The organism is Aquamicrobium sp. YD-1-mutant5, assembly GCF_059509755.1.
Window position 1 is genome coordinate 14560 of record NZ_JCAKKP010000013.1, and the last position, 11827, is coordinate 26386.

Here is an 11827-nt window from a genome sequence, read left to right on the forward strand (position 1 = left end):
CCTCAGCGAACGGGCTCGTAAATGCCGGCGATGGAAGGTGCGCCTTCCGTTATCGCCAGACCGCGACCGACGAGATCTTCCAGATGTGCGAGAATCGACAGCCCCGCCGCGCCGTGCAGGCGCGGATCGGTATCGCGATAAATGGTCTTCACCATGTTCGCGATGGTGCGGTCGCCCTTTTCCAGACGGTCGAGAACGGCGCGTTCGCGCATTTTGCGGTGCGCCTTCAGCCCGCGCATGAAGGCCTGCGGCTGTGTCACCGGCCCGCCATGGCCGGGCAGAAAGAAACGGTCGTCGCGCTCAAGCAGCTTTTCCAGTGAGGCCATGTAGTCGGCCATGGCTCCGTCCGGCGGCGCGACGATGCTGGTGGACCAGGCCATGACATGGTCGGCGCTGAACAGGATGCCCGTTCCCTCCAATGCGAAAACCATGTGATTTGCCGCATGGCCGGGTGTATGGAGCCCGCTGATTGACCAGCCGTCTCCATCGACGGTCCCTCCGTCCGGCAGGAACTTATCGGGCCGGAATTCGGTGTCGTTGCTTTCATCCAGCGCGTTGATCTCGCCGATCGCCAGTTCCCGCGCAGCCCGGTGCGGGCCTTCCGCGACGATCATCGCGCCGGTTTCCGCCTTCAGGCGGGCGGCGAGGGGCGAGTGGTCACGATGCGTATGGCTGACGAAAATATGGCTGACCGGCCGTCCGGCGATCGTGTCGAGCAGGGTTCTGAGGTGGCGCTCGTCTTCCGGGCCGGGATCTATGACGGCCAGCGTGTCATGGCCGACGATATAGCTGTTGGTTCCGTGGAAGGTGAATGGCGAGGCGTTTGGGGCGGTAACGCGCAAAATGCCGGGAGCCGCGCTGACAGCCGAGCCATGCGCCGGCTCGAAACCGGTATCGAATTCAAGTGCCATGAAACCTTGCCATCCGCTGTGCTGTTTCGCGAAACCATTTGCCGCTTAGCATGGAAGCCAATATAGGGGAAATGTGCTGTGCGGTGCCTGCCTCTTTAAGGAAAGGCCCGACCAACTGGCCCTGACCAAATGGAATGAGGAAGATCATGGCAATTGCAACGACGATGCGTCCGCTTGTTTCACTGGCTCTGCCCGAGAAAGGCACTGCCCGCCTTGCGGCTCAGGTTTTTCTTGCCATCGGCGGAACACTGCTGCTGACGGTTTCGGCAAAGACCAAGGTGTTCCTCGGCCCTGTTGATATTTCCCTGCAGACGCTGGCGGTGCTGCTCATCGCATCCGCGTTCGGCATGCGTCTGGCGGTTGCCACTCTCGTGCTCTACATGGCGCAGGGTGCCATGGGCCTGCCCGTTTTCCAGAGCTCGCCGGAAAAGGGTGTTGGCATCGCCTATATGCTTGGAACCACGGGTGGCTACCTTGCCGGTTTCGTTGCCATGGCCGCAATCGCCGGCTGGGCGGCTGATCGCGGCTTCGACCGCAACCCCTTCAAGCTGTTCGGCGCCTTCATGGTCGCTGAAGTGGTGATGATGGCGATGGGCTTTACGTGGCTTGCTCTGCTGATCGGTGCCGACAAGGCCTGGCAGTTCGGCGTGGTGCCGTTCGTTGTCGGCGATCTCATCAAGGTCGCGCTGGCTGCCAGCCTCGTGCCGGCAGTCTGGTCAATCCTGGCCCGCTTCCGCTAGAATAAGCATCAGACCTGAAAAACGCCCGGCACCATTGACGGTGCCGGGCGTTTTTGTTTCTTGGGATGCCGGGCTTTATCAGGGTTTCGTTTCAGGGTTGGCTGCCGGGATCGATGCCGCGATCAGCATTGAAAAGAAGACGAAGAAGGAATCCATGACATCGTGCTTGAACATGATCTGTGTCATGCCGCAAAGCGCGTAGGACGATGTCACGATCAGCGCCGCAAACAGGCGGAGCCGGTAGTTGCGGTCACGCGGCGCATTCCATGCGATGTAGACCGGCACCACCAGTACAGCGATGACGGCGCTGAGAACCAGCACGCCGCCATCCAGCGCAAAGCTTAGAAAACCGTTATGCGCATGTGTGAAGCCATGTATGAGGTTGCCATCCATCATCAGGGTTGGCAGCAGCGCACTCATGCGGTTCTGGATGCCGTAGCCCCAGATGGGTGAATGGCTGATGGCTTCTTTCGCGGCGTGCCAGAGCCGAACCCGTTCGCCAAAGCTGCCGATGCTGCGTTCCTGAAGCACGAGAGTGAAGTCATTTATGGTTTGCTGCCATCGAAGCTCCATAGCCTCCTGAACCAGATAGGTTATCAAAGCTGCCGCTGCTGCTCCGAGGATCGTTACCGGATGACGGGCAATAGTACGCACATTTGCCGGGGCGAATGCGGCCAGCAGCGCAAGAACGGGGATGCAGACGATCCACACGCCGCGGGTCAGTGACAGCAACACGGCTGCGCAGCCGGCACCGATGGCAACCGCTCCGAACAGCGCGACGATACGCGACGGTGACCCGATCCTGAGCCCGCCGAGCCCCATGAGCATCAGCGCCATCATGCCGAAGACCGCTGCGTTTCCGGCAGCCGCCTCGGGACGGATACCGAGAAACGACAGCTGGATGAGAGCGACGATGCAGGCGGCAATGGCGCCGGTCGCGGCACCGGCGGTGTAGGGTTCGAGATAGTCGATCGCGGGGCTTGCCCGCAGCCGGGGAATAATCGCCCAGGGGGAAAGGAAAGCCAGCAGCCAGGTAAATGAGAGCGGCGCAGTGGACCGGTTTTCGCCGGCAAATGCCGTGAGAACGATCATTCCGGCGAAAATGGTGAAGGTCCATGCCAGCAGGCGGTCGGATCCGGTCAGATGGAAGCTGAATCGGCCCATTGCAAGTGAGAAGATAGCCCACACGAAAAAGGTATAGAGCAGCACCGATATCACGCTGCCGCCGACAGCCGGCAGAGCCCCCATCAGAAAGGCCGAGATGTAGTTGTTGCGATCGATGCCGTTCTGCGGAAGCCGGGCAAGGACTGCTGCCATGCGATTTCGGTCTGTCTTGGGATTTTCAGGAATGGTCAAAACCTCCGGCTCCCTGATGACGATATTCCGGCGCGGTTGGTGATGATTGTGCTGGCGCGCTGCACATCGCGTCGGTCAGGGAAAAGGACTTACAGCTGAAGAGTTTACAGGGCAACAAAATGATGCCCGTTTGATGACGTGGACGTGCGGACAGGGATGTCGCACGATTGTACCCGTTATCGTCGCGCGCGTGGAAAAATTATCGCCTCCGGTGGCTTTGGTGAGTTGACCTTGCGTTGGTTGCGCGCCCCGCTGCGGCTAAAAACCGTTTGCGGACGCAGATTTACCGACCAAAGCACCGACCTGCACGGCAGGCCGACCGGGCGGCATCTGAAAGTCGTTCCGGATCTGTTGAAAGGAAAGCAGGCTGCCATGGCCCCGGTGCTAACCCATCTCCAGCGGCTGGAGGCGGAATCTATCCATATTTTCAGGGAGGTTGCCGCCAGTTTTTCCAGGCCGGTGATGCTGTACTCTGTCGGCAAGGATTCAGCCGTCCTCATGCATCTGGCCTTCAAGGCATTTTACCCGGCCAAGCCTCCCTTTCCATTCCTGCATGTCGACACGACATGGAAATTCCGTGAAATGATTGCCTTTCGTGACGAAATGGCCACGCGTCTCGGCTTCGACCTGATCGTGCATGTCAATGAGGATGGCGTTCGCGACGGTATAAATCCGTTCCGACACGGCTCGAATACCCACACCCATATCATGAAGACCGTGGCCCTGCGGCAGGCGCTGGATAAGTATGGCTTCGATGCCGCTTTCGGCGGAGCGCGCCGCGACGAGGAGAAATCACGCGCCAAGGAGCGTATCTTCTCGTTCCGCAATGCCAGCCATGCCTGGGATCCCAAAAGCCAGCGGCCGGAGATGTGGAATATCTACAACACCCGCATTTCGCCCGGCGAATCCATCAGGGTGTTTCCGCTGTCCAACTGGACCGAACTCGATATCTGGCAGTACATCCTGCAGGAAAACATCCCCATCGTTCCGCTCTATTTCGCCAAACGCCGAGCGGTCGTGGATCGTGGCGGCATGCTCATACTTCGGGATGACGAGCGTATGGAACTGCTTCCCGGCGAAAAGGTGCAGGAGCGGCTGGTACGTTTTCGCACCCTCGGCTGCTACCCGCTGACAGGTGCGATCGATTCCGGCGCCGATACGCTTGAGACCATCGTCGGAGAAATGCTGACGGCGCGCACCTCCGAACGGCAGGGGAGGCTGATCGACCGGGACGAGGCCGGGTCCATGGAAAAGAAGAAGCGTGAGGGATATTTCTGAAATGCAGCACGTAACGCCGGAAAATCTCGACGCGGTCGAGGGCGTGCGCGCCTATCTCGCATCGCAGGAAAAGAAATCCCTGCTGCGCTTCCTGACCTGCGGCTCGGTCGATGACGGCAAGTCGACGCTGATCGGCCGGCTTCTGTCGGACACGAAGCAGATATTCGAGGACCAGCTCGCCACGCTGGAACAGGATTCGCGACGGCACGGCACCACGGGCGACGAGATGGACTTCGCCCTGCTCGTCGACGGGCTGGAAGCGGAACGCGAGCAGGGCATCACCATCGATGTCGCCTACCGTTTCTTCGCGACGCCGAAACGCAAGTTCATCGTGGCGGACACACCCGGCCATGAGCAATACACGCGCAACATGGCCACCGGCGCTTCCACCTGCGATCTGGCCATCGTGCTGGTCGATGCGAGGCAGGGAGTGCTTCGCCAGACGCGGCGCCACACCGTCATCGCCTCGCTGCTCGGGATCCGCCATATCGTGGTGGCCATCAACAAGATCGATCTGGTCGGCTTCGACCAGGCCGTATTCGATCGCATCGTCGCCGACTATCGCGCGTTCGCGGGCACGCTTGGCTTCCGCACCTTGGAAGCGATTCCCATTTCCGCGCGCTATGGCGACAATGTCAGCCAGCGATCGGAGCAGCTCGACTGGTATGGCGGCCCCACCCTGGTGGAGCATCTGGAAACCGCTCCGGTTGATGACGAGGCGGTGGAACGGCCGTTTCGCCTGCCGGTCCAGTACGTAAATCGCCCCAATCTCGATTTTCGCGGCTTCGCCGGCACCATAGCCTCCGGCTCGGTCTCGCCGGGCGATGCGGTGGTGGTTGCCAAATCTGGAAGGCAGGCAAAGGTCCGGCGGATCGTTGCGCAAGGCGGCGACCTTGATCGTGCGGTGGCAGGGCAGGCCGTGACGCTGGTGCTGGACGAGGAGGTCGAGGTTTCGCGCGGCAACGTGCTCGTCGCGCCTTCGGCACGTCCACAGGTTGCCGACCGGTTTTCGGCCTCGGTCGTCTGGTTCGACGAGAAGGTGCTGAGACCGGGCGCTGGCTATGTTTTGCGCACCGCCACCGATCAGGCAAGCGCCACGGTGGACAAGATCAGCCATCGGCTGAACATAAACGACTTTTCCGAGGAAGAGGCGCGCGAGTTGGAGCTGAACGAGGTCGGTGACGTCACCATCACGCTGCAGTCGCCGGTGGCCTTCGATGCTTTTGCCGAGAACCGGACCACCGGCGCGTTCATCCTTATCGACCGCATCACGAATGCCACTGTCGGTGCGGGTATGATCCGGCAGGCGATCAGGCGGGCGGATAATATCCACTGGCAGTCGCTGGATGTCGGCCGCGATGCGCGTGCCACCCTCAAGCATCAGAGTCCCGCCGTGCTGTGGTTTACGGGCTTGTCCGGGTCGGGCAAGTCGACCATCGCCAACCTTCTGGAAAAGAAGCTGCACGCGGCCGGGCGCCACACCTACATCCTCGACGGTGACAATGTCCGCCACGGACTGAACCGGGACCTCGGCTTCACCGAAGCCGATCGCGCGGAGAACATCCGCCGGGTCGCGGAGGTCGCCAGGCTGATGGCGGATGCCGGATTGATCGTCATCGTTTCCTTCATTTCTCCGTTCCGGTCTGAACGCCTTCTGGCGCGCGAACTGATGACGGAAGGCGAGTTCATCGAGGTGTTCGTTGACACACCTTTCGAGGAATGTGTGCGTCGGGACCCCAAAGGGTTGTATGCTAAGGCGTTGAAAGGCGAGATCGACAACTTTACGGGAGTAGACTCGCCTTACGAATCGCCGGAGAACCCCGAGTTACGCCTTCAGACGCTCGGCCGGACGCCGGAAGAGATGGTAGAGGCGGTGGAACGGTGGTTGACAGAGCGTGACATTGCCCAGCAGCATTACGAAAGCGGCGGCGGTATCTGACGATACGCAAGTCCTTGCCTTGTTTGAAACTCTCGCGCTTGATGCCGGGCGCGAGATCATGCGGATCTTCGAGGCGGGCTGCGCGGTGGAGGCCAAGGCCGACACCTCGCCTGTGACCGATGCGGATCGGGCAAGCGAGCGCATCATACTTGAAGGTCTGCGCGATGCCTTCCCGGACATCGTCTGTGTAGCAGAGGAAGAAGCGTCTGCCGGCGTGCGTCCCGGTGAACTTGGCGAGGTGTTCTTCCTCGTCGATCCGCTTGACGGGACCAAGGAATTCGTAGCCCGCCGGTCCGATTTCACGGTCAACATTGCCCTGATCCGCAATGGTGTGCCGGAGGTTGGCGTCGTTTTCGCACCGTGCAGCGGCCGCTTTTTTTCCGGGCGGCCGGGTCTGGCCGAGACGCTGTGGGTTGGTGACGATTACACCGTTGTGGCGCGCCAGCGCGTCTGCGTCCGCGAGCCGTCGATGACGCAGACGGTGGTGGCAAGCCGCTCACACAACACGTCGCAGACGGATGAATACATTATCAGTCTGGGCGCAGCCGAAATCGTTTCTGTCGGTTCGTCGCTCAAGTTCTGCCTGCTTGCGGCAGGCGAGGCGGATGTTTATCCGCGTTTCAGCCGTACCATGGAATGGGATACGGCGGCAGGCGACGCCGTGTTGCGGGCGGCCGGCGGCATGACCAGAACCGTGGATGGCGCACCGCTTTCATATGGCAAGCGCAACATTGCCGATGATGTCGATTTCGCCAATCCGTTCTTCATCGCCCGCGGGGTGGAGCCGGCATAACTTCACGCCGGCCCCCGTTTTCTGGCTTATTCTCCGGCTGCGACCGAATTCGAGCCTATGTAGTTGCGGATCGTTTCGATGATGCGATCCTGATCGTCTTCCGACAGATAGGGATGCATCGGCAGGCACAGGATGCGCTGCGGCAGCTCTTCCGATACGGCAAGGCCGGTGGGCGTACGCGGGAAATTGCGATAGGCCACCTGCGTGTGGAGAGGCTTCACGTAATAGATGACCGAAGGAATGCCCTTCTCCTGCAGATGTGCCTTCAGACCGTCGCGCTTCGGCGTCTCGATGGCGTATTGGGCCCAGGCCGAGCGCCCGTTTTCGGGATTGCTGGCGGCCTTGACGATGTCGCCGAGCCCAGCGGCATAGCGGGCGGCCACCCGGTGGCGGGCTTCCATTTCGTCTTCGAGAATGGCGAGCTTTTCGATCAGGATCGCAGCCTGAATGGTGTCGAGGCGGGAATTGATGCCGACGACGATGTTGTCGTACTGGGTCTCGCCCTTGCCGTGGAAGGCGAAGGAACGCAGCCTTTCGGCAAGATCGCCGTCATCGGTGAACATGGCGCCGCCGTCGCCATAGCAGCCCAGCGGCTTGGCCGGATAGAAACTGGTTCCTGCGACATGGCCGAAGGCGCCGCACATCTTGCCGTCGGCTGAGCCGCCGATGGACTGGGCGGCATCCTCGATCACCAGAAGCTTTTCGCGCGCAGCGATCTGCATGAGGGCATCGTAGTCGGCGGCAAGACCGAACAGGTCGACCGGAATGATGGCCTTCGGCTGCAGGCGGCCTTCCGCCTTCACCATGTCTATGGCGGCTTCGAGGCTGGCGATGTCGATGTTGTAGGTTTTGGGATCGACGTCCACAAATATGGGTTCGGCCTTAGTCAGAGCCACGACCTCTGCCGTGGCCGCGAACGTGAAGCTCGGCACGAAGACGGCGTCGCCGATGCCGATGCCGGAAGCGTGGAGCGGTAGCAGCAGGGCATCGGTGCCGTTGGCGCAGGCCACGACATGCTTCGTGCCGACATAGGCGGCAAGCTTCTCTTCCAGTTCCGTGACTTCCGGTCCCAGAATGTAACGGCCATGGTCAACGACGCGGTCGATGGCGGCTTTGAGCCGGTCGCGGATGCGTTCGCGTTGCGCGTTGAGATCGATGAACTGCATGACTGCTCCAATGCAAATGCGCTTCAGATGCCGGCCAAGTACCAGACCTGTCCGACAGGGGAAAGGCGCAGGCGCAAACCTTCGGTGCGGCCAGATCACATTTCGATGCGCAGGTACGACGGAAATTTGATATGTGCGAAGTCAGCTCATTTCATGGCGCCACGGCGGGTTGGCGCCGGCGCGTGAAACGGTGACGGCAGCGGCCGACGTGGCAAATTCCAGCGCAGAGCGCAGGCCGCTCATGGACAGGCCCGACAGTGCGGACCGGGACAGCATTCCATGTTCCGACAGACAGGCGAGCAAGCCTCCGTTGAAGGTGTCGCCCGCGCCCACCGTGTCCACGACATCGACCGGTGGCGGCAGGATGGTGACCGAGCCCGCGCGCGAATATCCGGTCGCGCCCCTGGCGCCATGGGTGATGACGATGAGGGCGGGGCCGCGCGTCAGCCAGCCTTCAACGAAATCCTCCGTCGTGCCGGGCTGCCCGAACCATGCGAGATCCTCGTCCGAGAGCTTCACGATGTCGGCCATTGCCATCATCGCTTCGATGCGCGCGAGATGCTTCTCGTGATCGGGAATGAAGCCCGGCCTGATGTTTGGATCGAGCATCATCACGCGCTTGCCGTGCTCGCGGCGCATGAGCACTTCATAGGCGCTGCCGGCAGGCTCGGAGATGAGGCTGATCGCACCGAACAGCATTGCTGCGACCTCGTTGTCGAGCGCGGGGAGGTCGGCTTCTGTCAGCATGCGGCCGGCTGTGTTCTCATCATAGAATGTATAGCTGGCCTGCCCCCGGTCGAGCTGGACGAAGGCAAGAGTGGTCGGACGCGGTGAGATGTGAAGATAGCGGCAATCGACTTTGCTGGCTTCCAGTTCCTGCCGCAGAAGCGTGCCAAACATGTCATCTGAGATGCCGGAAAAGAAGCCGGTGCGTGCACCAAGCCTCCCGAGCGCGATGGCGGTGTTGAACACCGCCCCACCGGCATAGGGGGCGAAAGCCTGCTCGCCGAGCGTGGAATTGCGCGGCAGCATGTCTATCAGGGCCTCGCCGCAGCAAAGTATCATCAGGCGTTCGCTCCGTAGCTCAATCTGGAGGAGTGAAATTGGCTGCCGCCTACGCCGTTCTGGCGGGGAGGGTCGGGCCGATCAGAAAACGTTCGGAGAGCGGCAGGCTGGCAGCGCCGAGGGCGCGGGCATGAACGCCGACCGTGCCTTCCTGGATTCGGGGGACGGAAACGCCTTCGGCATCAATGCCCGACATGGCGTTGCGAACGGCATCGACCAGCCGGGCGCGGACGGAAGCCGGCATCCAGCCATCTATAACCGCGGCTTCAAAGTCGATGACGGCTGTCGATGAGGCGATCGAATAGGCCAGCGCGTTTGCCGCATCGAGGATCCACTGATCCGCGGTCGGGCCGAGGTCGCCCCATTCTTCCGGCGTCGTCCAAAGATGCGGCGCATCCACGCCAGTTGCGTTCAGGCGCTTTTCCAGCACCGCGATCGAGGCGATGTCGATCAGCTGGGTCGGCTTGTTGCCGTTGCCGGGAATAAGCATCGAGCCAAGGGCGCCGGCATTTCCGGTCGGCCCGCTGTAGAGCCTGCCGTCGAGCACGATGCCGCCGCCGGCGAAGGCACCGATGTAGAAATAGACGAAATCGCGCAAAGCGCCGGTCTGGCCGAACACCAGTTCGGCCCCACAGGCAGAGGTGGCGTCATTCTGGAGATAGACGGGAAAATCGCACAGAAGCTGGATTTCGGACCGCATGTCGCGGTGGCGCCATTCGTCCATTATCTCGCGCGGCGCACCGGCGGTGTCGGCCCAGCTCCACAGCTCGAAGGGCATCGCTATGCCAAGGCCGGCAATGCGCTTCTGCTGGCCGGCGCTCAGGGTTGCCCGCAGCTCCCTCATGCCCGACAGCACGAACTCCACCGTTTCGCGCGGAACCGGATAGCGATAGGAAAGTTGCGACGAGGCGCGCACCGTTCCCAGAAAATCGATGAGCACGAGATCCGAGCTGCGGCGGCCGATCTTGAGCCCAATGAAGAAGGCGCCGTCTGGGTTGAGCGACATCGGCACAGAGGGCTGGCCGATCTTGCCGCGCTGAGGGGCCTGCTTCAGGAGCAGCCCGTCGCGCTCCAGTTCGCGCATGATGACCGATACGGTCTGCGCCGACAGGCCGGTCATCCTTGCAATGTCGGATTTCGACAGGCTGCCATGCAGGCGCACGAGCGACAGCACGAGGCGCTCATTGTGATCGCGCATCCCGCTCTGGTTGGTGCCGCGGTGGAAACGGCTTTCCGCCGCTTCGGGCGGACCATGTTTCACAGTGCCGGTTTCCACCGTAGCCAGTCTCCCGAAAGTTCCCCTGTCCTTTGGCAAGAATGTTGGATCGGCGCAATGCTGTCAATAATAAATAAGAGTGATTTAATTATTGACAGGGTGCCGGAACCTGTGTTTGTTTTTGTCTCAGGGCGCGGCCGGGAAGGCAGTGCGAGCCCTCGTATCTTGGCCTCGGAACTGGTCCGGAGCCGTCATCATCTGGGAGGATGCAATGAAAATCTCCGCGTTGAAGGCCGCCCTGTTCTGCGCGACCGCGCTTGGTGCGGCAGCGCTTGCCGCTCCGGCTTCTGCACAGGAAGTGGGCGCATGCCTGATCACCAAGACAGACACCAACCCCTTCTTCGTGAAAATGAAGGAAGGCGCTGTTGCCAAGGCCAAGGAACTGGGCGTCAACCTGAAGACCTATGCCGGCAAGATAGATGGCGACAGCGAAAGCCAGGTGGCGGCTATCGAAAGCTGTATCGCCGATGGTGCCAAGGGCATTCTGATTACCGCATCCGATACGGCGGGCATTGTTCCGTCCGTGAAGCAGGCCCGCGATGCCGGCATCCTCGTCATCGCGCTGGATACGCCGCTCGAACCCGCGGATGCCGCCGACGCGACCTTCGCCACCGACAATCTCCTCGCCGGCGAACTGGTCGGCAAATGGGCCGCCGCCACGCTCGGTGACAAGGCGAAGGATGCGAAGATCGCGTTCCTGAACCTGACGCCATCGCAGCCGACCGTCGACGTTCTGCGTGATCAGGGCTTCATGAAGGGCTTTGGCATCGACACCAAGGACATCAACCGCATCGGTGACGAGGACGATCCGCGTATTGTCGGCCATGATGTGACCAACGGCAATGAAGAGGGTGGCCGCAAGGCGATGGAAAACCTTCTTCAGAAGGACCCGTCCATCAATGTCGTCCACACCATCAACGAGCCTGCGGCTGCCGGTGCCTATGAGGCGCTGAAGGCGGTGGGCATGGAAAAGAACGTGCTGATCGTGTCCATCGATGGCGGCTGCCCGGGCGTGAAGAACGTGGAGGCAGGGGTGATCGGCGCGACCTCGCAGCAATATCCTTTGCTGATGGCTTCTCTGGGCATCGAGGCCATCAAGAAATTCGCTGACACGGGCGAGAAGCCGCAGGCCACCGAAGGCAAGGATTTTGTCGACACCGGCGTGGCGCTTGTCACCGCAAAGCCTGCCGAAGGCGTCGAGTCGATCGATGTCCGGAAGGGTCTCGAGCTTTGCTGGGGTTGATCCCGGCGCAGGCTTGAGCACACTATTCTGCGGACGCGCGGGAATTTTCTGCGCGTCCTC

General features: G+C 61.4%; 10 protein-coding genes. 5 read left to right on the top strand and 5 right to left on the bottom strand.

What is annotated here, in order from left to right:
- Window positions 1-2 precede the first annotated feature (2 nt).
- Window positions 3-911: an MBL fold metallo-hydrolase gene (locus AC5XE7_RS15945; RefSeq protein ID WP_495366778.1), complete on the bottom strand. Its 909-nt coding sequence runs from the start codon at window positions 909-911 to the stop codon at window positions 3-5.
- 146 nt (window positions 912-1057) lie between these two features.
- Between AC5XE7_RS15945 and AC5XE7_RS15950 the strand changes: the two genes are divergently transcribed.
- Complete coding sequence (locus AC5XE7_RS15950) at window positions 1058-1651, top strand: biotin transporter BioY (RefSeq protein ID WP_495366779.1); 594 nt, start codon at window positions 1058-1060, stop codon at window positions 1649-1651.
- 78 nt (window positions 1652-1729) lie between these two features.
- Here the strand turns inward: AC5XE7_RS15950 and AC5XE7_RS15955 are convergent, their stop codons facing one another.
- Window positions 1730-2968 carry an O-antigen ligase family protein gene (locus AC5XE7_RS15955; RefSeq protein WP_495366780.1) on the bottom strand — a complete coding sequence of 413 codons (1239 nt, stop codon included), beginning with the start codon at window positions 2966-2968 and terminating at the stop codon, window positions 1730-1732.
- Between the two features lie 195 nt (window positions 2969-3163).
- Between AC5XE7_RS15955 and cysD the strand changes: the two genes are divergently transcribed.
- The 3 genes from cysD to cysQ are packed head-to-tail and all read left to right on the top strand — an operon-like array spanning window position 3164 to window position 7017.
- The gene (gene cysD / locus AC5XE7_RS15960; protein ID WP_495366781.1) at window positions 3164-4285 is read left to right on the top strand and encodes a sulfate adenylyltransferase subunit CysD; all 1122 of its coding nucleotides are present in this window, start codon (window positions 3164-3166) and stop codon (window positions 4283-4285) included.
- 1 nt (window position 4286) lies between these two features.
- The gene (gene cysN / locus AC5XE7_RS15965) at window positions 4287-6224 is read left to right on the top strand and encodes a sulfate adenylyltransferase subunit CysN (RefSeq protein ID WP_495366782.1); all 1938 of its coding nucleotides are present in this window, start codon (window positions 4287-4289) and stop codon (window positions 6222-6224) included.
- Complete coding sequence (gene cysQ, locus AC5XE7_RS15970) at window positions 6187-7017, top strand: 3'(2'),5'-bisphosphate nucleotidase CysQ (protein ID WP_495366783.1); 831 nt, start codon at window positions 6187-6189, stop codon at window positions 7015-7017. The genes cysN and cysQ overlap by 38 nt, the downstream gene beginning before the upstream one ends.
- A 26-nt stretch (window positions 7018-7043) precedes the next feature.
- On the opposite strand, the gene AC5XE7_RS15975 is transcribed toward cysQ, so the two are convergent.
- The 3 genes from AC5XE7_RS15975 to AC5XE7_RS15985 all read right to left on the bottom strand — a co-directional run bounded on the left by AC5XE7_RS15975 (window position 7044) and on the right by AC5XE7_RS15985 (window position 10524).
- Window positions 7044-8183 (bottom strand): DegT/DnrJ/EryC1/StrS family aminotransferase, encoded by a 1140-nt coding sequence (locus AC5XE7_RS15975; protein ID WP_495366784.1) that lies wholly within the window; start codon window positions 8181-8183, stop codon window positions 7044-7046.
- A 141-nt stretch (window positions 8184-8324) separates the two neighbouring features.
- Entirely contained in the window at window positions 8325-9248 is a 924-nt protein-coding gene (locus AC5XE7_RS15980; RefSeq protein WP_495366785.1) for a carbohydrate kinase family protein, read from the bottom strand.
- Window positions 9249-9297: 49 nt separating this feature from the next.
- Window positions 9298-10524 (bottom strand): ROK family transcriptional regulator, encoded by a 1227-nt coding sequence (locus tag AC5XE7_RS15985; protein ID WP_495366786.1) that lies wholly within the window; start codon window positions 10522-10524, stop codon window positions 9298-9300.
- 211 nt (window positions 10525-10735) lie between these two features.
- Here AC5XE7_RS15985 and AC5XE7_RS15990 point away from each other — a divergent pair, with 211 nt between their 5' ends.
- Window positions 10736-11767, top strand: coding sequence for a sugar ABC transporter substrate-binding protein (locus tag AC5XE7_RS15990; protein ID WP_495366787.1), 1032 nt, complete (start codon window positions 10736-10738; stop codon window positions 11765-11767).
- The last annotated feature ends 60 nt before the right edge of the window (window positions 11768-11827 follow it).